General features: G+C 66.6%; 18 protein-coding genes. 4 read left to right on the forward strand and 14 right to left on the reverse strand.

Annotated elements, in window-relative coordinates; genetic code table 11:
- The first annotated feature begins 23 nt into the window (after positions 1–23).
- Together ACX9OW_RS06550 and ACX9OW_RS06555 are read left to right on the forward strand one after the other, a co-directional pair.
- Positions 24–905: a LysR substrate-binding domain-containing protein gene (locus tag ACX9OW_RS06550; RefSeq protein ID WP_053518369.1), complete on the forward strand. Its 882-nt coding sequence runs from the start codon at positions 24–26 to the stop codon at positions 903–905.
- A gap of 109 nt (positions 906–1,014) precedes the next feature.
- The gene (locus tag ACX9OW_RS06555) at positions 1,015–1,656 is read left to right on the forward strand and encodes a hypothetical protein (RefSeq protein WP_065175273.1); all 642 of its coding nucleotides are present in this window, start codon (positions 1,015–1,017) and stop codon (positions 1,654–1,656) included.
- 108 nt (positions 1,657–1,764) lie between these two features.
- Here the strand turns inward: ACX9OW_RS06555 and ACX9OW_RS06560 are convergent, their stop codons facing one another.
- Entirely contained in the window at positions 1,765–4,491 is a 2,727-nt protein-coding gene (locus ACX9OW_RS06560; protein ID WP_459062094.1) for a TonB-dependent receptor plug domain-containing protein, read from the reverse strand.
- Between the two features lie 262 nt (positions 4,492–4,753).
- Between ACX9OW_RS06560 and ACX9OW_RS06565 the strand changes: the two genes are divergently transcribed.
- A complete protein-coding gene (locus ACX9OW_RS06565) occupies positions 4,754–5,305 on the forward strand; it encodes a GNAT family N-acetyltransferase (protein ID WP_309250431.1) in 552 nt (183 codons plus the stop codon).
- On the opposite strand, the gene ACX9OW_RS06570 is transcribed toward ACX9OW_RS06565, so the two are convergent.
- The 12 genes from ACX9OW_RS06570 to ACX9OW_RS06625 all read right to left on the reverse strand — a co-directional run bounded on the left by ACX9OW_RS06570 (position 5,302) and on the right by ACX9OW_RS06625 (position 20,334).
- On the reverse strand, positions 5,302–6,078 hold the full coding sequence (locus tag ACX9OW_RS06570) for a CDP-diacylglycerol diphosphatase (protein ID WP_459062095.1): 777 nt from the start codon (positions 6,076–6,078) through the stop codon (positions 5,302–5,304). The genes ACX9OW_RS06565 and ACX9OW_RS06570 overlap by 4 nt on opposite strands.
- Positions 6,079–6,135: 57 nt before the next feature.
- The gene (locus ACX9OW_RS06575) at positions 6,136–7,833 is read right to left on the reverse strand and encodes a T6SS phospholipase effector Tle1-like catalytic domain-containing protein (protein ID WP_053518378.1); all 1,698 of its coding nucleotides are present in this window, start codon (positions 7,831–7,833) and stop codon (positions 6,136–6,138) included.
- Positions 7,820–8,320 carry a hypothetical protein gene (locus ACX9OW_RS06580; RefSeq protein WP_368865480.1) on the reverse strand — a complete coding sequence of 167 codons (501 nt, stop codon included), beginning with the start codon at positions 8,318–8,320 and terminating at the stop codon, positions 7,820–7,822. Before ACX9OW_RS06580 ends, ACX9OW_RS06575 begins: the two co-directional genes overlap by 14 nt.
- A 16-nt stretch (positions 8,321–8,336) precedes the next feature.
- A complete protein-coding gene (locus tag ACX9OW_RS06585) occupies positions 8,337–9,200 on the reverse strand; it encodes a DUF4123 domain-containing protein (RefSeq protein WP_065182771.1) in 864 nt (287 codons plus the stop codon).
- A gap of 2 nt (positions 9,201–9,202) precedes the next feature.
- Positions 9,203–11,977: a type VI secretion system Vgr family protein gene (locus ACX9OW_RS06590; RefSeq protein WP_368865479.1), complete on the reverse strand. Its 2,775-nt coding sequence runs from the start codon at positions 11,975–11,977 to the stop codon at positions 9,203–9,205.
- A 122-nt stretch (positions 11,978–12,099) separates the two neighbouring features.
- The gene (locus ACX9OW_RS06595; protein WP_368865478.1) at positions 12,100–12,720 is read right to left on the reverse strand and encodes a decarboxylase; all 621 of its coding nucleotides are present in this window, start codon (positions 12,718–12,720) and stop codon (positions 12,100–12,102) included.
- 126 nt (positions 12,721–12,846) lie between these two features.
- Positions 12,847–13,455: a hypothetical protein gene (locus tag ACX9OW_RS06600; protein WP_368865477.1), complete on the reverse strand. Its 609-nt coding sequence runs from the start codon at positions 13,453–13,455 to the stop codon at positions 12,847–12,849.
- Positions 13,456–13,546: 91 nt separating this feature from the next.
- Entirely contained in the window at positions 13,547–14,137 is a 591-nt protein-coding gene (locus ACX9OW_RS06605) for a hypothetical protein (RefSeq protein WP_053518388.1), read from the reverse strand.
- A gap of 92 nt (positions 14,138–14,229) precedes the next feature.
- Positions 14,230–16,062 carry a T6SS phospholipase effector Tle1-like catalytic domain-containing protein gene (locus tag ACX9OW_RS06610; protein ID WP_258391152.1) on the reverse strand — a complete coding sequence of 611 codons (1,833 nt, stop codon included), beginning with the start codon at positions 16,060–16,062 and terminating at the stop codon, positions 14,230–14,232.
- Positions 16,063–16,167: 105 nt separating this feature from the next.
- A complete protein-coding gene (locus tag ACX9OW_RS06615) occupies positions 16,168–16,638 on the reverse strand; it encodes a DUF3304 domain-containing protein (RefSeq protein WP_111185992.1) in 471 nt (156 codons plus the stop codon).
- Positions 16,639–16,657: 19 nt separating this feature from the next.
- Complete coding sequence (locus tag ACX9OW_RS06620) at positions 16,658–17,554, reverse strand: DUF4123 domain-containing protein (protein WP_111185952.1); 897 nt, start codon at positions 17,552–17,554, stop codon at positions 16,658–16,660.
- Positions 17,551–20,334: a type VI secretion system Vgr family protein gene (locus tag ACX9OW_RS06625; protein WP_368865476.1), complete on the reverse strand. Its 2,784-nt coding sequence runs from the start codon at positions 20,332–20,334 to the stop codon at positions 17,551–17,553. The genes ACX9OW_RS06620 and ACX9OW_RS06625 overlap by 4 nt, the downstream gene beginning before the upstream one ends.
- Before the next feature lie 233 nt (positions 20,335–20,567).
- On the opposite strand from ACX9OW_RS06625, the gene tssA reads away from it, so the two are divergent.
- Positions 20,568–21,626: a type VI secretion system protein TssA gene (tssA, locus tag ACX9OW_RS06630; RefSeq protein ID WP_065175277.1), complete on the forward strand. Its 1,059-nt coding sequence runs from the start codon at positions 20,568–20,570 to the stop codon at positions 21,624–21,626.
- A 56-nt stretch (positions 21,627–21,682) separates the two neighbouring features.
- Here the strand turns inward: tssA and ACX9OW_RS06635 are convergent, their stop codons facing one another.
- A complete protein-coding gene (locus ACX9OW_RS06635) occupies positions 21,683–22,468 on the reverse strand; it encodes an OmpA family protein (RefSeq protein WP_111185953.1) in 786 nt (261 codons plus the stop codon).
- Position 22,469: the final 1 nt, after the last annotated feature.

Raw genomic sequence — 22,469 nt, forward strand, 5'->3', positions numbered from 1 at the left:
GTATCCAGAAATGAAATGTTCAAATGCAAGAAAGTTCAAAATCGAATAGGTCACTGTTCGAACTGGACCTGCTGCGGGCCCTGGTGATGGTGGCCGACTGCGGCAGCTTCACCACTGCGGCCACCCGCCTGCACTCGACCCAGTCCACGGTCAGCCAGAAGGTGCGCCGTCTGGAAGAGCTGGCCGGTCATCGCCTGCTCGAGCGTGGCCATCGCGATGTGCAGCCCACCGACGCCGGCCACACGCTGCTGGGCTATGCGCGGCGCATGCTCGACCTGAACGAGGAAATGGCACAGGCGTTGGCGGGCGCCACGGTCGAAACAGCGGTCCGCATCGGTGTGCCCGAGGACTTCGTCAACGCGCAGACCACGCGCATGCTGGCCGCTTTCAGCCGCCGCCATCCGCAGGTGAAGCTGGAGATCAGCAGCGGCCTCAGCCGCGATCTGGCCCATGGCTTCGATCATGGCGAACTGGATCTGGTCCTGGTCAAGCAGCGCCGCAACAGCCGCCAGGCCGTGCATTGCCGGCGTGAACCCATGCACTGGATCGACAGCCTGCGCAGTGGCTGCCTGCTGCAGGAGCCCCTGCCGCTGGTGACCTTCCCGCCGCGCGGACTGTACCGCGACGAAATGATCCAGGCGGTCGAAGCACTCGGCCTGCGCTGGCGCATCGCCTTCACCAGTTCATCGCTCAGCGGCATCCAGGGCGCGGTTGCCGATGGCATCGGCATCAGCCTGCTGCCGCGCCGGGCAGTGGGCCGCGGACACCGCATCATCGACGGCGAACGGAACCTGCCGGTGATCGACAACTACGAGATCGGGCTGCTGCACCGTGGCGACGCCGATGATGCCGTGCGTGCGCTGGCCAGCGAGCTGTGGCAGCAGGTGCAGCGCGAGCCGGTATGAGCCCGTTCGATGAATACCGCCGGGAACCGCCGGGAGCAGGGGCGCGGCGGGTGCGCCGTACACAGCGCTGAACGGGTACCATAGACACCTGTTTCCGCTGTGATGCCGCATGGGCCCGTCCGACCGCCACGATCGTATCCGCCGCTGGCAGGCCGCTTCACTGCTTGCCGCCGCGCCGATCGCCAGCCTGTCCGCCAGCGATGCCGTCGGCGCTCCGCCGCCGCAGGCACCGCCTGGCCAGCAGCGGATCGCCCCGGCGGCGCTGGTCGAACGGCTGCATCAGCGGGTGCTGTCCGGGCAGAGCGCCACAGCCACGCTGGAAAGCTGGTGTGCCGAACACGGCCTGGCCCAGCAGGCCCGCGTCCGCGCGGTGCGCATCCATGGCGATGACAAGCAGGCCCCGGCCGAGGTGCTGCAGGCACTGGGCGCCGACTCCAGCGCCGCGCTGCGCTACCGCCGCGTGCAGCTGGTGTGCGGGAACCGCGTGCTGTCCGAGGCCGACAACTGGTACCTGCCCGGCCATCTCAGTACGGCGATGAACCAGGTGCTGGACAGCACCGACGAGCCTTTCGGCCGCGTGGTCGGCCCGCTGGGCTTCCAGCGCGAGACCGAAGCCGACCAGACCTTCTGGCCCCCCCGTGGCGAGGGCGACCACGGCATCATCCTGGAAGTACGCGCCTTGCTGCGCGACCGCCAGCAGCAACCTTTCAGCTACGTCATCGAATCCTATCTGGTACAGGCGTTGCCGTAAGCGTGATTGCGGATGGCTGTGACCACTGTCCGCGCGTAGTGAAGGCACCAAACGACGCCTCTCCGCTCGCCGCAGACGCGAGTCGAAGAGGCGCCCCACCTGCGCTGCTCAGTTGAAGCGGTAATCCATCTCCACCCAGAACTGGCGGCCATAGGGGTCGTAGTTGCCGACCGGATAGAACGGCCAGCCCCCCCCGTTGCGGTCCGCCGGCGGCCGGCTGTTGCGCAGGTTGTTGACGATGACACCCAGCGACAGGTTGTCGCCGAAGGTGCGGAACACGCTTGCGTTGTACGTCATGTACGGTCCGATGCGGCCGCTGCCGTCGCTCTTCGGCAGCGAGCCATAGCGGTTGCCGTACACCGTCGCGGTCCAGTCACCGCGGTTCCAGGTCACGCTGCCGTTGACCTTGCTGCGCCACTGCCAGTCGTCGAGGGAATTGCGGATGTCACGCACCTCGTCATCGGCGAACTGCCGGTACTCATGCTCAAGCACGACGGTGTAGGCCAGGCGCGTGGTGAAGCGCCCCGCCCGCCCGGCATCGAAACGCCAGTTGCCCTTCAGATCGATGCCGCGCACGGATTCGGATGCCGCGTTGATCGGATTGATCAGCACCCGGGTGACCTGGTCCGGCTGCACCGCCGCAGTGGAAGGATTACGGATCACGCGGGCCAGCGCGTCCTGGCACAGCGGCGAACCGATATCGCGCACTTCACCGCCCAGGGTACGGCCGAGGCGGCAATCGGCTTCGTCGCGCAGGATGCGGCTGCTGTCGAGATTGGTCACCTCGTTGTCGATGCGGATGTCGTAGTAGTCCGCACTGAAATCCAGGCTTGCCAGCGGCGACCAGACCACGCCGAAGCCGTACGACTTGGCGGTTTCCGGTTGCAGCTGCGGATTGGCGCGGTTGCTGAAGTCGATGGACAGGCCGTTGAAGTCGCATTCGTCATACGGCTGACCGGCGGTACGGCACCGCCAGTAATCGGTCATGCCCGGGTTGTAGCCGCGGGTTTCAGTGGCGAACACGTAGTTCATGTCCGGCGCACGGAAACTGGTGGCGGCCGTGCCACGGATCAACAGGCTGTCCAGCGGGCGGAACTCCACGCCGAAGCTCCACGTCGCCTTGCCGATGTGTTCGCCTGCGGCCCGGTACTGATCGTAGCGGCCCGCCAGCGTGGTGGTCAGGCGCGGCAGCAACGGCAGCTGCAGTTCGGCGCCCACCGCATAGCGATCACGCTCTCCTCCTGCGCCAACGCCGGCACTCGTGTTCCAGAACTCTCCGGTTCCCAGCCGCGGGTCCGGTCGGTTGCGATACCCCTGGCTGCCGGCCTCGACCACGGCCGCCAGCGCCGCGTCTCCCCCGGGCAGTTCGAACAGGCGGCCGTTGACGCTGGCGCTGAAGGTCTGCAGCCACGCCGCATTGCGGCTCTCCTGGTAACCGGACAACTGCCCGTACTCGTCCGGCGTCAGCGGCTGGTAAAGCCGTGCCGGATCCGGCGCGTAGACCTCCACCCCGTCGCGCACGCCCAGTGTGGGGCCGAGCAGGTATTCGTTTATTCCCGCCAGCAGCACCGGCCGCCGCGTCCGGTTCTCGTAGCGCGAGCGGCTGTAGACGGCCTCGTAGTCCCAGTCGCTGTCACCCAGCTGGCCGCGTACACCGACGTTGAACGACCACGATTTTTCCAGGAAGCGATTGGCGTTGCGCGGCAGGCCGCCCACTTCTTCCGGTGCGAACCGGCGATACCAGCTCTCCAGTTCACCACTGTTCTGGTTGTAGAAGTAATTGCGTGCGGACGTCCACGTCGGGGCACGGGTGTTGTTGTAGATGGTGGCGCTGCCCACGGCCAGGTCGGCGAACAGATCGGTCCGTTCGTCCAGGTGGAAGGTCAGCAGGCCATAGCCATCGAGGTTGCGCTTTTCAGTCTGCACGGTCCAGTAGCTGGCGGCGGCCTCGTTGCTGCCGCAGTAACTGCCCAGGCGCGGATTGGTGGCGCGGAACACGCTCCCGCCGTAGATCCCGGAAGCGGCATCGCAGCCGTCACTGCCCGGGTCGATGTTCCTGCCGGTGGCTGCATTGCGCCGATAGGCGATGGCCGTGGCCTGCGGGACCGTGCCACGCGGATCATCGTCCAGCGAGTCCATGAAATCGCGCTGGCGTGCGTGGATGGCCTTGCGGATTCCCAGCTCGAAGCCGAACACGCCTTCCCATCGCTCACCGGCACCACCTCCCACCACCTGCACGCGCTGGTTGTCTCCCCCGCCCTGCTCGGTACCGCCGGCACGAACGTTGATGTCCACGCCGTCGTAGCGCTCCTTGAGAATGATGTTGACCACGCCGGCGATGGCGTCGGAACCGTACACGGCCGAAGCGCCGCCGGCGAGCACTTCGATGCGTTCGATGAGCGCACTGGGAATGTTGGCCAGGTTCACCACGTTGACCGAGCCTTCGTAGGCCAGCGGGTAGTCGGACTGGCGACGACCGTTGACCAGCACCAGCGTGCGGTTCGGCCCCAACCCGCGCAGATTGATGGTGTTGGCGGCCGGGGTGAAGGTATTGCCGTAATCCTCGCCCTGCACGTTGCCGGTGTTCTCGGTCAGCGCACTCAGGGCGTCGAATGCATTGCGGTAGCCCTGCGCGTCGATCTGCTCCCGGCTGATCACGGTCACCGGCGACGGCCCTTCAACGCTGGCGCGCGGAATGCGCGAACCGGTGACCTTCACTTCCTGCAGCGATGTAGGTGCGCTTTCCTGCGCGAAGGCGGGCAACGAGGCCAGCATCAGGGACGACAGCGCGAGCACCAGCGGACGATGGCGCAGCGCCTGGGGAGAGGCGGACATGGGCTTCCTGGGGGAGTTGGACGATTGGACGGGACGCGGCGGCCTGTGCACGCATAACGATCCCGTAACGAAAGTGTCCCGAACGGACAGTTTCAGCGGAAATGACCAGGCCTGATGGGCTTATGCCGGAACCTGATAAGTGACACCGCGCGCTGACAACGTGCGTTTTACAACATTCTTGATGGTGTGGCGGCGCATGTACGGGCATCGTCAAGCCATGACGACCTGTTCCTTCGGCCCTCCGATTCCGCCGCTCCGCCCCGTGCTGCGCCAACACCTTGTGCAGCTGCAGGCGGCCCCGATCACCCTGCGCCTGTTCAACCGCGCCGATCTGCCACGCTGGCGCGCCTTCGACGATCGAAGGAGCCGCGGCATCTTCCGCCCGTCCGGCGTCGACGAGGAAGCGCGCTTCCTGGCAGGCGTCCACCGTTCGCGCCTGCAGCAGGACAACGACCAGCTGCTGCTGGGCGTGTTCGATGACCGGCACGGCATGCTGCATGATCAACTGCAGATCCAGCTGCACTCCGCCCACGCCCGTTGCGCCGAGCTGCGTTCAATGCAGCACAGCCACGAGCATCCCGCGCAGGCGTTGCAGGCGCTGTGCCCCTTCCTGTTCGACCAGGTCGGACTGCATCGCGTGTTCACCCTGCTTCCGGTGGCCAGCAGCACGCCTTTCGTCGATGCACTGCGCTCGGTGGGGTTCGAGCATGAAGGCCTGCTGCGCGATCACCATCTGGATATCGATGGCTGGCAGGACCGGCAACTGCTGGCCTTGACCGCGCCGCGCTGGCGACAACAGGTCCGCCCGGACTAGCGGACCCGCTCCAGCGCCGCATCCGCCCCGGTCAGTACCGAGCACGCATGGTCCTGCAGCTCCTCGCCGCTGGCCTCGTTGCCGGTCGCCGGATCCAGGCGGGTCGCCAGCAGAATGAAGCCGGGGCCTCCCAGCACATTCTCGCGGCCTGCCACCACCAGGCTCCATTGGCCGACATCGGGCAGCCCGCTCAGGTCATAGGCGAGCAGGTTCAATGGATTGGCACGCAGTTCTGCTCCCGGCAGCATGCGCGCAACGTAACGATGGCCACGCAGCGGCACGGGCAACGCCGCCCACTGCATTCCGACCGCCGCGGCGTGCGTGTCCAGCGCCTGCAGCACATCGGCACGCAGGCAGTCGATGTGGATGTGAAGCTGATGCTGGGAACGGCCGTGCGGCGAGTTCAGTGCAAGGCTTGCGACATTGCGCGGCAAGGGGCGGCCCAGTGCCTGTTCGGTATGCCCGCGGGCCTGCCAGGCAGCCGCGAAGTAGTTCGGCGCACCGCGCTGGTACAGCACAGCGCTCTCGATGCCACTGACCTTGTCCAGTGGCATCAGCAGGAACTGGTAGTCGCCATGGGCGTCCTTGATGAGCACATCGCGGCGGGCCGCGGTCGCGTCCCGTTGCAGGCAGGCGCCACGCGGCACATCGGCACCGCGGCAATCCCGCTCGATAAGCCTCCACAGCGCATCCGACGGGACCGGAGCCGGCGGAGGCGCGCTGGCGCAGGCCGCCAGCAGCGAACAGGACAACAACAGGATCAGGCGGGTCACGGGTCTCACAATCGACGGCACGGCCAAGGGCTGCGCCGGCCAGTGTACCCTGCCCCCTCAGCCGGGCACGGCTTCTCGCGTATCCGCCGTCTCCTCGACCTTGCCGGGCGTGTACTTGGTCGCGCCGAAGTACAGCACCCGCCATTGGCTCAGGTTGCCGATGAACCAGTGCGCCACCGAGTCATGACCGTACCCGTCGAAGAAGGTCTCCACGTCCGGCGGCAGCAGGGTCGTATTGTCCCAGGATTCCAGAGTGACCCGCTCGGCCATGGTCAGCGTTCTGCCGCGCTCCCGGCGCCGTCGCAGGCTGACGATCTTGTCCAGCAGCGTGTCGTTCTCCTTCTCCAGCCCCCGGCGCTGCTTGCGTACCGCAGAGAGCTCATCGTTGCGCGCCTTCAGCTCGTCTGACACCCGGTTCCATTCGGCGGTCTTCTCCGCATTGCCCTGGTCGGCCAGATGCAGGTTGTCGTTGTCCCAGGGCGATGGCAGCTGCGACTGCCGTCGGCGCAGCGTGCGCACCTGTTCGCGCAGGGCCTCTTCGCGTGCAGCAAGCCGCTGCATCGACGGCAACTGGTCACCACGTGCCACGCGCACGCGCAGCCAGCGATACAGCAGCTCCATATGCGACGCCTGCACGTCCTCCATGCGTCCACGCTTGACCCGCACCGCCTGCAGATAGGCGTTGAACACCGCCTGCAGTTCCGGATCCTGCTTGTCGAACTCAGCCTTGACGTGCTGTTCCAGGCGACTGATCGGGTTGAGCAGCACCCCCCTGGCCTGCGCCATGTCATACATCTCGTTCAGGGCAAAGCGCGCGATGCTGTTCCGGCGCCCCTGGTGCTGGGGATCGTAGCCACCGCCCACGTCCGAGTGCACACCCGGGAACCATATTTCCACCGTGTTGGCGGGGTATTCGGCATGCTCGCGGGTGGAATCCAGGGGGAACTGGCCGCGCAGCTCATGGGCGGCGGTCATGTGCACCGACTGCTCCACGATCTCCGGTATGGTCATGCCTTCAGCCCATCCGGTATGCCCATTGCGGTAGTTCACTGCCGCCGCCGTCAGGCTGGGCCACACCGAGCACACCGTATCGAACACGCCCATGAATCCGATCCGCAGCGGAATACGCTCGCGGTACAGCCAGGTGCCATCGGCCTGGCGTCGGCAGCGCGCGGCCAGATCGCGGGCAAACGCGCGTGCCGAAGCCGCTCCGCGCGAAAAGCCCAGTACCGACACGCTGACCACCAGGATGCGCATCGGCTCGGGCTGGCTGTCTATCAGCTCGTCCAGCGACTGCAGCGCGAAGTCGATGCGCTCGCGCCCGCCCTTGCCGATGGACAGCCCCAGCAGCCCCCCCTTATCACCGACCTCCGGGCACGGTGTTCCTACGCCGGACAGGTACTGCCGTTTTATGTTCCGTGTGTCGTCCCTGTGCGCGATGAACAAGCGGGCGATGTTCGACAATGCGCGCTCATTCTGGGCCTTGTTCAGCTCCTCATCGCGATTGTTACCGGTGCCATCGAAGAATACGGCCAGGTGCAGGCTCTGCGTGCATCCCGTAGTGGCCGCTTCCTTGTCGGGCACGGTGCCACACATCGCCTCCTGGCGACGGCGGCGCTCGGCATCGCTCAGCGGACGTGTGCCGCGGGCCAGTCGCGCAGTGCGTGCCGTGCCCTCAGCCTGGGCGACCGGATCCGGGGTGCCCGGTTCAAGATCCACCTGCCCGGGAATCGCGGTCGGATCAATACTGGTCATGGTCCTTGTGCTCCTTCGGCACTGGCATGCGCCGTACGTCCCACTTGTTCACGCGCTTGTCCAGCAGCTCGGCCTCGACATGGCCGTCCGCATAGAAGTGCAGCAGCAAGGTGGCCGGGTTGGGCGGATAGGGCGTCTTCAGCGGTACCACGGCTTCACGCGGCACGCGGTGCCCTTCATCCAGATAGCGGTTGGTGGCCAGATCGTATCGGTTGGCCTCGATCCAGCGCACGCGCACGCTGTGCGGCCCCTTGCCTCGGGGCGCACGCGGGGCCATGCCGGAGCCACCGTTGGTGTATCCACCGATTCCGCCCAGAAACTGCCCATCCACCCTTACATCGTCGAGGTAATACGGGCTGTAGTTGAACGCGAACAACGACATGATCGGCGTCTTGCCGCGCGCCATCGCCCGGCTGCAGCCGACGCCCACCACCAGCAGCGCGATCACCGCCAGCGCGCTCCACCACAGGTACTTGTTGCCCATCATTCCGATCGCGCTCCGTTCAGTCCCAGCTTTCTTCAAGCGGCCACACTTCGTCACCGATATCGGCAGCGCTGCGCCGCCCCGCCGCGAAGTCCTGCAGGCGAAGCCGCCATGCGGGATCCTCGCCAAGATCGACACCGGCCAGCAGCGCCCAGGTCGACACCATCACCAGCCGTCGGCTGTCCTCGATGCCGACGTCCGCGGCCGTGGCCACCACCCGTCGGAAGAAGGTATACCAGCGCGCACGGGGAAGCCGCGCCAGCAGCTCCGGATCGGAGAGCTGGAAGTGATCGATCAGCGTGTAGGGGTAGCTGGCATCGATCAGGGCGCGCCGCTGCGCCGCCTCCAGCACCCAGGGAGGATCGTGCGGATCCTGCACGCTGTCCTGCAATTCCAGGTGCGCCCATTTCAGATCGTGGCGCAGGTACCACCAGCGCTCTCCCAGCGCCAGGAAGGCCCGGCACTGCGCCGCGTCCAGCACCTGCACCCACCATGGCAGCACCCGCGCGTCGAAGAAGCGGGCCAGGAACAGCTTGCCGTTCGGGTAGCTGGCGTCCAGCCGTCTCTGCAGCCGCTGCTGCAGCTCTTCCGCAGGCAATGCCGTGTCGATCAGGCTGAGCAGGCCCGGAGAACGCGCGTACGACGCCGCACGCTGCAGGAAACCGTCAAGCTCCAGGCCACGCGGCAGGCGCGCGAGGAACACGCTGGCGTCATCCGTGCCATCGGCCAGCAGGCCGTCAAACAGGGGCAGCGGCGCCCAGGGCAGCGCGCGCAGCAGTTGCAGGGGCTGCTCGCACTGCGCGCCATCAAGCAGAACGTAACGCTGGGTGCCCTCCTCCAACGGCGGTGGCGAGAACGGTGGGAACTGCCAGTCGTTGGCCACGCTCAGCCTCCCTTTGGTGTCAGCGGGGCTGCACGCTGTGCGGCCAGCAGCAGGCATTCCTTGCAGACCGACTGCGGGAAGACCGGCAACGGGTAACGGCCGCGATCGCCGGGCAGGAACGACTTGCGTCCCGCGTGCACGGCGATCCTCCCGGGTGCGTTGAACACGATGTTGCCGCCGCTGAGGGTGATGCTGGCCCCGCCTGCGGTGGCCACCTGCACCGTCCGGCCCGCAGCCACCTCCACGGCACCCTGTGCGCTCGTGCCCCGCAGCGACTGCCGCGACTGCACGCGCACCTCGTCCTGTTGCGCCTTGACGTCCAGCACCTGTTCGCCGCTGGCCAGGGTCAACGCCGGCTCGCCCGGATCAGCCCCCTCCAGTGTTGCGGCCAGTACGCCGATGGCCTGCCGTCCATGCCAGCGCGCCTGCCCCATCACCACGGCCTCGCCGTGCTGGCCGCTGCCCAGTGCCAGTGTCTCGCCCGGCGCCCAAAGCAGCCCCTGTCCGGCCACCATCAGCGCACCATCAGGTGCAGCCAGGCCCAGCAGGGCATCGCCGGTATGCGGAACGCGGCCCTCGCCGGCATCACCGCTGCGTTCCGGCGCCGACCCGGCCGCTTCCTGCAACGCGTTACCGGGCACCGTGCTGCGTACGCTGGCCAACAGCACCGGCAGCGGTGACTGCGAACCGTCCAAACGCGAGCGCTGCGGCGATTGCACGCCGACATGCGCGGCCGGCCGCACTGTCAGATGCGTACCCGCCGCCGCCGCATGGCTGCGGGCCAGCGTGGCCAGCTGCTGCAGCAGCGCAGCAGGCTGTGCCGCCGCACCTGCCGGTTCGGCGCTGCGGCGGGCATAGGCACTCAACCAGAGCCCGCCTTGTCCGCGCACGCTGCCCCAGGCGTCGCTGCGCAACTCGAATCCACTGCCGCGGAAGCTGCCTCGATGGTTGTCCGCCTGATGGCGCAGATGTCCCAGCGTCAATGCCGAAGCCTGCTGGCTGCTGGCCAGCTGGGCCCGCAGCTGCTGGTCGCTGTCGTCGAACAGCAGACGGTTCCAGCCGGCCCCCTGCCACTCCCGTGATTGCAGGCCCCACAGCGCACCGGCGTTGCGGTGTGCCTGCTCTCCGGCCGCCGCCGCGTGCCAGGCAGGCGCCTGGCCGCCCCCGAGGTTGGCCTGCGCACTGCCGGTGCCATCCCTCGCCTGTGCGTACATGGACGTATCGGCCTCCGCGCTGGCGCCCGCCGGTGTCGGCGCGACGCCGGCTTCGCCGCGCCCGTTGTACAGCGCGCCCAGCACCAGCGGCCGGTCAATGTCGCCCTCGAGGAAGCCCACCAGGACTTCCTGGCCGATACGGGGCAGGAACTGGCTGCCCACGCCCGGCCCCGCATAGCGCTGCGCGACGCGCAGCCACGCGCTGTCCGTGCTGCCCTCTTCCTGCTGGAAGTGGAACCGCACGCGGATCCGTCCCAGTGCATCGGCGTGCAGCTCGGTGCCGTCGGCGCCCTGCGCAGCCACCACGACCGCTGTCTGGTAACCGGGCGCCAGCGGCCGCGGATTGCGTCGCGCACCCGTGCCGTCCCATAGCGTCGGACGCCAACGCCGGTCGCGGGGAAGCGCGACGAATGTCTGTGCGTAGCCCTGCGTCTGGGCAGCCACCTGCAGCGTGTCTGCGGTCGCGGCGGCATCGTCCATTGTTGCCAGCGCCTGGCGCAGGTCCACCGGCAGGTTGTTGACCCCGGCGTGCTCGACGTCCACCAGCAGCAGCTCGGTCGGCACCGCCCCCGGCGTTCCGCTCAATGACCAGACCTGGCCGGCATCAGCGCTGCGCACGCTGCCACGGCCGTGCCATTGCAGTGCCTGCGCTTCCAGTGCCTCGGCGACCAGACGAGCGTGGTGCTGCAGCTCGGCCGCGTCGGCAAAGGCATGCGCGCCAACCGGGTCATAGTCCTCGCGCCGCGCCTGCCCGCTGCCTTGCACCGGCAACTGGCCGGCCAGCGAGCGCGCACTGCGGTAGTCGCTGCTGTGCAGCTGCACGTGCGTGCTCTGCAGCCGCCGTTGCAGGCCAAGCTGCTGCACGCCGTCACTCTGTTCGGTGCCATCGGCACGATGGAAGCGGATCCCTCCCGCCGACTGCGACGCAGCGGCTTCCGGCAGGAGGGTCGAATCGGCGAACACCACCACGCCGTGGCCCACCGGGGCATCGGGAACCTCCTCCACGCACCAGCCCAGCCCCTCTTCGGCGAGCAGACGCTGCACGAACGCCAGGTCGGTCTCGCGGTACTGCACGCAATAGCTGCGCGGCCGGGATGCGGCCAGCATCCCATCGACCTCATCGCTCCAGCGCCAATGCGCATGTTGCGGGTGCATCTGGAACACCGCGTCCACGATCTCGCGCACGCTCTGTTCCTGGAACACGCGGCTGCAGCGGGCCTGGTCGAGCCACCACGTCCAGTCGCGCAGGGTCACGCGGTAGCGCGCCAGCCCACCGTCCGACTGCAGGCACTCGGCCGCGGCGATCACACCATGGCGTAGCCAATCCTCGCCATTGGCCTGCCGCACATGCAGGCAGGCGGGTTGCCCCGGCCACTCAGCGAGCGGCAATGCAGCATCCATCGTGAGCAGATCGATCTGCAGCTGCCTGCCCTGCGACAGCGCATCATGTCCACGCCAGCGGTCGACGACGACCTCGGGCGTGCCTGGCAGATCCAACCGGTACAGGCGGCTTCCAGCGTCGAGGCCCGCTGCCTGCACCATGAGGTTGCGAATCGCTTCCATGGCGTTCCCACCGTTGCTGCCAACCGGCGACCGGATGGCACGTCCTTCCCCTGTAGGCCGACGTTAGCAGATGGAAAAGCGCGGCGCACGCCCGCGCCATCACACCAGATTAACTTTACGGATCAATAGGTTCCGTAGGAGACTTCCACCACCACCGGCTTGCCCCCGTCCTGCAGTGGCTGCAGGGTGAACCGGTCCAGTGCGCTGCTGTCGTCGCCCAGCTGCGTGCTGCGGAACTGCAGGCGATAGGAAGATGCACCGGCCTGCACGCTGCCGTCGGGCATCAACCGTGCGTCGGCCGGCAGCAGCAATCCTCCAAGATCGCTGTAGGCCTCCGGCGCTTCGTTGAAGCCATAGTCCACCAGCTCGTCCGTGCGACGCATTTCGTACACCCGGGTCGGCCACGGGCGCTGGCCGCTGTGGCTGTTGCGCAGATCGGCCACCCATTGTTCCGGCAGCTGGTAGACCTTGCGCAGTGCGCCATCATCGAGCTCGGCGCTGGCCACCTGCAGGCAGCACACCAGCCGCTTGCTCTCGCGGTCATACACCGAGAAGCGCGCATCGCGTGCGACCGGCATCGGCAGCAGTGCGAACGGGACGTCGCGCAAGGCGGGCTCGGCACCATCGCGGGAGTCGAGGTTGCGCCAGCCACCAAAGGCCGGTTCGGCGGCCTGTGCCAGCGGCGCCGCCAGGCACAGCGCCACCGCAAGCCCGCCGGCGGTGCGTCCGATCCACTTCTGCATGTCGTTCATCCGTCGATGGCCGGTGGCCAATCAGTTTCGTGAGGATGCCATGAAGGTGCGACGGTTGCCACGTCGGGCAGCGCGGCTCGTTAAGCCGGGCCTGGCGATCGCCGGGGAACGCGGCCGCTACTGCATGTACTGCGTGGTGTGGCCGGTGAATCTGACACCATCGAATCCGAAGCAGAAGCGGCCCTCTTCGAATGCCCGGTAGACGAGCAGTGCGCCGCTCACGCAGAACGTGTCGCTCTCAGCGGATGTCTCCACCGTGCCATAGGTACGCGCGCCATCCTTGCTCACCAACGGGCCCGAGAATGCATCGATGGGCAACGGATACACGGTGCCGTCGCGGCTGTCGATCAGCACGATGGAGCGCTGGAAGTACTCCTTGCGCTCATCCAGCTGGGCCAGGATGTAATGCCGGTTGAAGTTCGGCACCTGGGTAAGGATGGCCTGGTCGATCTGCGCGCGATGCTGCGCATCACAGAAGTCCACCGGGCTGTATTCGTACGCGCAGCCGGAATGAGGTAAGAGCATCCTGACGCCGGCATATCGTGCGCTTCGCGCTGTAGATGCAGGCACTTCCTTCGTCTTGGTGGCCGCCCCCGTTGGCGGCACACCTGCAGCTGGGTTCTGCGATGAATTCGGCTTCCCGGTGCAAGCGGCGACCGAGAGAAGAAGGCCGAGCAGCAGCACAGGCTGCAGTCCACGCCAGACACGGGTGTTGATCTTCACCATTTCTCCGTTCCAGGCCTTCGACAAGAAGCGCGCGAACCACCGACGTAGCCTCAACCTTTGGCTTGTTCGGGCCATCGCCTGCCCATCTTGATCAGGCCCAATCGGGCGCACACATCAACTGCGACTTCTGCGCGTTGCCGACCTGGGGACCCAGCATCGGCCTTTCGCCGCGCCGGCTGCGCGCGTCATCGGGAAACTCAGACCCCAGCGCCATGCGGAGTCGCGCACGCGCCTGGTCCAGTGGTAGATCGATCATGATGCCGATGGGCGTGGGTGCGGTTCCCAGATGGGCAACGACCCTGTAGACCGGCAGGCCATGGAAATCGGCCTTGACGCAGAAGTGCGCCATCCCGAACTCCTCATCGCGTTCGCAGGGTTCGGGCGCGTGCAGGGCCAGGTAAGGATTCGCGGGCTGGCCTGATTCAGTGCTGAGGTACCAGCCCTTCGGCTGGCAATCCAGCAATCCGTCGAAGAGCGTTTCAGAGCTGTCCGGATCACCCGGCAACGGCGGCTCCGCCTGCGCGGCATGGGCGTCTGCCTTTGCCTCGATGGAGGCCTGCGCACGGCCGGCGGTGTCTGCCTGCTCGATATCCTGTGAGGTGGTTTGCCGGCATGCCACCAACGGCAGCACAAGGCTGGCCAGGAGCAGCTGACGCAGCGCAGCGGGGCGCTGACGATTCACTGACCTGCTCTGATGCATGGCTCCCAGCCTCCCAGAGGTGAAGCGCCCGATTGGCGCATAAGCGCAACGGGCATTCCAGACGCTGCATCGCCTCACCCGCCCATTGCCGAGCCCAGCTGCTGGAACGCGCCGCCGATGGTGGGGATGTTCGCTGGCGGCAGCGTAGCCGGATCCCGGCACTCCTGAGCCCTCCTGCCGGCCACACTGAAGACCTCGCGATAGCGGAGGTAGCCATAGGTATTGACGGCAGGAATATTCAGCTCCGTCCACTTCCCGATGTAGAAGCCGGCCAGCGAGTCATGCATGTAGTTGTCAAACAGCACCGTACTCACATCGGGTACCGGCGCACCGTCCAGCACAAGGTTAAGCAGAGTGCTGGTCTCGGCCGGGATTTTTGCGTAGTCGTAAGCCGCCTGGGAGGCCCGCGGCGTAGGTTCAAATACCGGACGCCCGATCTTGCGACCCGCCTCCATGCGCTTCTGGCTTTCGTCCAGCTGCCTGCGGTAGGCCGCCATCTCCTCCTTGCCCCTGCGCAGCTTTCCAACCAGATTTGCGAAATCGCGCTGCGCATTGGCCAGATCCACCTGATCCTCGACATCGGACTGCTTGAAGAACGGCTGTTGCAGCACGCTCTGTGGACCATTCGGCAGCCGCTTGCCCTTCCAGGCAACGTACTGCCGGCAATGTCCTGCAATCTGCTGCGTGTGCGCGCCTCCGGGGACACCGTGACCGGTCAGCCAGGCGTTGTAATCGCGGATCAGCTGCGGGTGGCAGCCGAAATGCATGGCGAGCACTGGCTGCGCCCCCAGTTCCTCGATCGTTTTCATTATCACGCCCGCCTTGACGGCCTCATGATGCATGTCGATCAACGGAATCTGCGCAAGCTTGGCGGTACCGTTCGCGGCACCGGAAACGAAGTCCTTGCCCTGGCCGCCGGGCGAGTAGCCGCCACCGACATCCGAGTGCATGCCCGGGTAAAGCACCTCCTTCCCGCTGGTCGCCAGGTCCAGCGGGAAATTGATCCGCTGCTCGTGCAGGGCCGCGAAATGCACGCTCTGGCGCGCTTCGGGGTGAATGCTCATCATGTCACCGGCGGCCCAGTCCCACTTGCCCTTCGAGACGCGGCTCATCGCAGCAACGCCGACCGACGCAACGGTATCGAAGATGCCCATGAAGTTCAGGTAGAGCGGAATGCCGGCAATGTTGTAGCCGCAACCGCTGCCCCAGGCTTCTGCCGTCTCATACAGCCGGTGCACGAACGCCCGCGCCTGTGCCGCGCCACGCGAGAAGCCGAAGACGGAAACGTGCACCGACTTGACGCGGCGCTGGTGCCCCTTGACCACGCGCTCCAACCGCTGCGCGATCGCCGTGAGCATCGCGCGTCGCGTCATGCCTTCCAGCAGCCGCGTCTCGCTCATTGAGGCGACCAGTACTTTGGCTTCGTTGGGCTGGATCAGGTCACCACCGTTCAGGTACTGATGTACCGAATTGATGACCTGCAGGATGGCCCAGTGGATGCGGTCCGCACCATAACGCGCGGCGCCGCCTCCCAGCGTGTCACCATCCTGGTTGGTATCGCCGACGTCGGCGAATGGCGTGCCGACGCCGGGAACGTAGATGCTGAAGAAGCCGTTGCCACGCTCCTTCAGGGCGGCGTCGTACAGGCGCGCCACATTGCTGTGACCGTTGCGGGCCAGCTGGGTCTTGGGGGAGCGCGTCTTGCCGGTTACAAAGGTCCCTTCCCACTCGCGGTTGTTGCCGGTGCCGTCGAAGTAGATGCCTACGTGCACCTGGCCCTGGCATTCGGAGCCCTTCTCGCGCATGCACGCCATGGCCCGCGCCCGCTGCTGCGCTTCGGCGCCGCTCAGCGCTCTGCGTCCATCTGCCGGCATTGGTTGCGCGCCGGTTGCCGTGCGTCCACTCATGTCCTTGTCTCCTGGATTCGCTGCTGGTCCCCGCCGGGATCGTTGTCCTTGTCACCCACGCCAAGCATTCGGATCGGATGCCCGGTGAGCGACCGGGCCCCGTGATCACTTTTCAAGCGGGCGCCGAAGGTGCTCCCAGACTGGATTCTCGCCCTCGCGCAAGGGCGCCTCGGGGCCGGTCAATGGATAGTCGGGATGACCGAGCACAAGATTGGTGACGAAGACCTTGATCTCGCCATTGCGCAGGAAATGGACGGCCAGGTTTCCGAGCTGGTTGTACTTCGGAATCGCAACGGTCTTCTTCTGGAACGTTTCGAGATCCGTGGTCCATTCGATCTCCACCTTCATGTCCGGCGTCCATCGATCAGGCAGCACGACGCAGCAGACAGTTCCGCCTTCCGAGTGGGAATCGGCCGACCCGCCACTGCCGCCATTCACGAGGAACTGCGCAATGTAGGCATCCGTATGGTTGTAGCCGAGCACGGCCACCGGCGTGGAGGCCGTCCGTCCCTTGCAGGCCGCCAATGCCGGCAACAGGAGCAGCAACGCCAGGGCCGCCAGCAGATGGGTCCGCATCAAACGCATGATTCTTCCTTCACGTCCACGAGGGTGCAGGCTCGGCCTGCAAAGGCGAGGCGGTGTGGTCCCACAGCGGGACGCCCGTCGTCCAGATATCTTCCGGCAGCGCTGATGCCCAGTCCGCGAACGGCACCTCACAGCTCCCGGCAGGCTGCGCGAAACGCGCCTGCACGGCAGGATGGCCGCGGCACGCGCCGGAGGTGTACAACGCCAGCAACAGGTACTGCACGTGATCGTCCACCTGGTTCACACCGTGGGCGATCGTATCCTGCATAAGGTCGACGACGAACGGGTACAGCGATCGATACGGCACCCGCTTGATCTCATCGGGGATGACCCTGCGAAGCTGGGCAATGGCCACATCCGGCTCGCACGCGTCCAGCAGGCGCGTGTACTGGTCTTCGTCCAGGCGCAATGGCGGAAGCGCAGGCAGGCCGGCATCATCCATTCCGGCCAGCATCTCGGCCAGCGGCCATTCCTGCAGATCGCCGTAGCGGTCGAAGTACTGCAGGCGCTGTACGCCCTCCAGCAGGGCGGCACGCTGCGCAGGCAACAACAGATCCAGCAGTGCAGGCAGGATACGGGTGTCGTACCAGCGCAACAGCATCTCGCGACCGCCCTTCTCGGGCACCTTCACCAGATGGAAAGCACGCAACCGCTTCGCGAGATCGTCCAGTTCCAGTGCACTCCACAGCAGGGTCACGCCCGGCCTTTGCGCTCCCATCTGCCGGATCTCCGCATCCAGCTGCGCGTGCAGGTCCCTGTCCGTCCAAGCCACCAGCAAGGGAGCAATATCCAGCAGGCCGGCCTCGGCCGTGCCTTCGAACAGCGAGCGGTAGCGCGCGCCAAGACGCTCCAGCCGCTCATGGAAGTGCGACCGCTGCGCGCTGTCGATCACGGCGTAACGATTCACACCAGCACTCCCGGCGTGCCCTGGCGCATGGCGTCGAGAATGCAGCTCTTACAGCTGCTGCGCGGGAACTGGGGAAGCGGATAGCCCTGCTGCGCCGGGCCGACGAATGACTTGCTGCCGGCATGCACCTTGATCGTGCCCGGACAGGCGATGGTGATGTTGCCACCGGCAATGGTCAGGCTGGCCCCCCCGGACGTCGCCACGTGGATCGTATTGGCCGCGGCGAGTTCCACCGGCGCCTGCGCGCTGGCCCCGCGCAGAGCGCCACGCGACTGCACGCGCACCCCATCCGCCTGGGACTGGATATCGAGCATTTCAGTGCCGGCCACGACGTCAAGCGCGGTGGGTGCGGCCGCTGCGCCCTCAACCACGGACGCAAGCACGCCGATCGCCTGCCCCGCATGCAGACGGGTCTGCCCCATGGTAACCGTGTCGCTATGACCGCCACTGGCCAACAGCAGGCCTTCACCGCTCCCCCAGTGCACTCCCTGGCCTGCCACCTGCACCAGTCCCTGCGGTGCGGCCAGTCCAAGCAGTGGATCACCCGAATGCGGCACGCGATCCTGCCCAGCATCCGACTTGCGCTCGGTCGCACCACTCTTGCCGATATCGAATCCATCACCGCCCGTGGTGGTGCGTACGCTCGCCAGCAGCGCGGGAACCGGCGACTGATCGGGAACCAGCTCCGAGCGCTTTGGCGCGCGCGCGCCCTCCTGCATCGCCAACGGGCTGGTCAGGTGCGTACGCGCGGCCTGGGTGAAGCGTTCGCCCAATGCCTGCAACTGCGTGAGCAAGGCAGCGGGCTGCACTGCCTCGCCCGCAGGTGCCGTCGACCGATGCCCGTACGCCGTGAACCAGGCACCGGCCGTGGCGCGCACCGCGCCCCACGCGTCGCTGCGCAGTTCAAAACCGGTGCCACGCAGGCTGCCGACATAATTGTCTGCCTGGTGACGCAGGTGCCCCAGGGTCAGTTGTGACACCTGCTGGCTGCTGGCCAGCTGCGCGCGCAGTTGCTGGTTCGAGTCATCGAACAGCAGATGGTTGGCGCCCTGCCCGCCTTCCCACTCGCGCGAGCGGATACCCCACAGCGCACCGCCCTGCCGATGCGCCTGGTCCCCCATGCCGGCAGCATGCCAGGCCGGCGCCTGGCCGCCACTGAGGTTGGCCTGCGCGCTGCCGCGCATGTCTGCAGCCTGGCCATACAGCGACACGTCGCTCTGGCCGCTTCCGCCGGCTGGCGTCGGTGCCACGCCCGCCTCGCCACGTCCGTTGTACAGGGTGCCCAGCACCAGTGGCCGATCGATATCGCCGTCGAGGAAGCCCACCAGCACTTCCTGACCGATGCGCGGCAGGAACTGGCTGCCCACGCCGGGTCCGGCATAGCGCTGTGCCACGCGCAACCATGCGCTGTCGTTGGCTCCGCCGCCCTCGCCTTCCTGGAAGTGGAAACGCACGCGCACGCGGCCATGGCTGTCTGCGTGCAGGTCCTTGCTGGCGCCTCCGTCGCCAGCAACCACGACAGCGGTCTGGTAACCCGGCACGGTCGGGCGCGGATTCAGCCGTGCGCCACTACCGTCCTGCAGCAGCGGGCGCCACGGCAGGCTGCGATCCACCGCGTCGAAACGGTTGCCATACCCGGTTGCTTCGGCCTGCTGCCAGAGCGCAGCGTCGGCCGGATCGATCGGCGCCACGCCCAGCGCGTCATCGAGGCTTCGTCGCAGATCGGTAGGGAGATTGTTGATGCCGGCATGTTCGACGGCCACCAACAGCAGCTCAGGCGGTGTCGCACCGGGGGCCTGCTGCAGCCGCAGCCATTGTCCGGACTGGAAGCCGCGAACCGTACCCGACCCCTGCCAGCCACGGCTGTGGGATTCGCGCGCCTGCGCCTGCAGGCGGGCCTGGCGCGCACCGGCGGTACTGTCGCTGAAGGCGTAGGCACCTACCGCATCGTAGTCTTCGCGCGACGATTGGCCACCTCCGCCCTCCATCGGCGACTGTGCCACCAGTGCGCGTACCTGGCGGTAATCATCGCTCTGCAGGCTGATCGAAGTACTGGCCAGGCGCCGACGCAGGCCAATGGCCTGCACGCTGTCACTGGATTCGGTGGCGTCACTGCGATGGAACCGCACGCCTGCAGCCGCGCTGGTGGCATCTTCCGGCAGCGCGACGCTGTCGGCGAAGATCTCCATGCCATTGCCGCAGGGCGCTTCCTCATCGGCGTACAGACGCCAGCCCAGGCCTTCTTCGGCGAGCACGCGCTGCAGGAAATCCAGGTCACTCTCGCGGTACTGCACGCAGTAGCTGCGCACGCGCTGGCCAAGGAAGGCGTCGACGCCCTCGGCCCAGCGCCAGCGAGCGATGCCAGCGTGCCCTGCCAGTACGGCATCGACGATCGCACGCACGCTCTGTTCCTGGAACACGCGGCTGTGCCGAGCATGCTGCAGCCACCACGTCCATGACACCAGCTGCAGCCGGTAGCGCACCAGGCCACCGTCGCTGCCCAGGCAGGAAGCGTCCGCGATCAGGCCGCTGCGCTGCCATTGACCACCATCGGCCATCTGCGCGACCAGTGTCGCACGCGTGCCCGGCAGGGCGTCCAGCGCGATATCAGCGCGCGTGGCGAGTACATCGACATCGGTCCAGGCATGTTGGCCGAGCGCATCACCGCCGCGCCACCGCTCCACCGTGCACCCTTCCAGTGCATCGGACCGCAGTCGATACAGGCGTTGCGCGTCACCGAGCCCGGCAACCTGGGTCATCACGTAGTTCAGCTGATCCATGCCAATTCCAGTGTGAAGACGCCTGCACCTACCCGGCGGCGTCGGATTCCAGCCATCAAATCTACCAGATTGCGGTGTTCGTCAAAATCACGACGCCTCTACCGCCGCAGAAGTGCGTTGTTCGTCACATAACTGACGGCATTCCGTATTCAGGCATGCCTGGACGGACCAATCCCGCGACCGCGTTCACATCGGCGGGCTAGAATCGCCCACAGTCCCCAACGAGACCCGCCATGCTGGATCAGGAAGCCCTGCTGGCCCCGATTTCGGAACACGCCCCGACCGGTGAAGACCTGTCGTTCTCGGCTGAATTCGATCGGATCATCGAAAACCGTCGTGCCGACGACCCGACCCTGGACCAGGGGGCGTGGCAGACCGACATCAAGTACGCTGACTGGAGCAGCGTGCTGCGCGATGCCACCGACCTGCTGCAGACCCGGACCAAGGACCTGCGGCTGGCAGGGTGGCTCAGCGAAGCCGCCACCCAGCTGGAAGGATTCCAGGGCCTCGCCGCTGGCTACCGGCTCACCGCCGGCCTGTGCGACCGCTACTGGGATGACGTGCATCCGCAGGCACCTGACGGCGATTTTGAAGAGCGCATCGGCAACCTGAGCTGGTTGCTGACCAACTCGCTGCAATGGCTGCGCTCCGTGCCGATTGCCGTCGCGCCGCAGGGGCGTTTCAGCCTCGCCGACTTCGAGCATGCCCATGCCCGTGCCAACAGCGGCGAAGAGGATGACGGCCGCCCTGGCCTGGACATTCTCACTGCCGCCCGCCGCGATACCCAGCACGGGTTCTACCGGCAGCTGGCCGACGACCTGCCCGACTGCAGCCAGGCCCTGGCCGAACTGCAGGCCGCGGTCGACAACCGCCTGGGGCTGGATGGCCCAAGCTTCAGCGCGGTGCGTGAGCAGCTTGAACACCTGCAGCGCACCGTGCTGCGTTTCGCACGCGAAGCCGGGGTGTTGCTCGATGGTGAAACCGAAGCCTCCTCCGACGATTTTGAAGATGCATCGTTCGGCCATGAGGCGCCCGCGTCCGAAGCGGTCCCGGTGACAGCACCGCGTGGCCCTGCGGGTGCACCCGGCTCGCGCAAGGAAGCGCTGCAGCAGCTGCGCCAGGTCGCTGAGTTCTTCCGTCGGACCGAACCGCACAGCCCCGTGGCCTATCTCGCCGAGAAGGCCGCACGCTGGGGCGAGATGCCGCTGCATGTCTGGCTCAAGCGCGTCATCAAGGACCACGGCACGCTGGAACAGATGGAAGAGATGCTGGACGTCAATCCAGAAGACTGATCTGCCTGCGGATCACGCTCGTGCGGGGATCGGGTCTGGCCCGATCCCCGTCATGTTTACTGGATCTTGAACTCGATGCGCCGATTGCGTGCGCGGCCATCGTTGCTGGTGTTGTCCGCCACCGGCTCGTCCGGTCCCTTGCCGACGACATCCATGTGGCTGCCCGGAATGCCCTTGGACACCATGTAGTTCTTCACCGACAGCGCACGCGCGTGGCTGAGCGCCAGGTTCGATTCGCGCTGCCCGACATTGTCGGTATGGCCGATGATCAGGAAACGGCTGTCCGGCATCTGCGCCATCTTGGCGACCATCTCGTCGAGGATGCTCATGCCGAACGGGGTCAGACGCGCACTGCCACTCTGGAACTCGATGATGCGGTTGGCCAGCGTCTGGTCCAGCACGTTCTGCTGCGAGCCGACCTTCAGCGCGTTGGTCACGGTGTAACTGGTATTGCTGGCCAGACTCAGGTCGCTGGCCACCTGCTGCCGCAGCGCTTCGTTGCCGACCTCACCGGTGATCCGCACTGCCTGTCCGTTCACTTCCAGCTTGCCGGGCGACACCCGCTTCAAGCCGGGATTGATCATGCCCGCCACGTAATCGCCCCAGTTCGGTGGGGTCGCGATCGTCTCGACCTGGATGCGGTCGACCACGCGCTCGGCGCCATACACGGCACGCAGATTGTTCAGCAGCTTGGCCTTGGTCGCCTGGTCAGGCACCACGCCTTCGATCACCACCGGTCGTTCGGTGGCAGCCTGTGCCGCAGCAGGCGCGTTCTGCGCGGCCAGCGGCACGGCTGCGAGCAGCAGCGGCAACGCAAGGGAGAGAGGGTTGCACAAGCGCATC

This window comes from Stenotrophomonas genospecies 5, assembly GCF_054473825.1.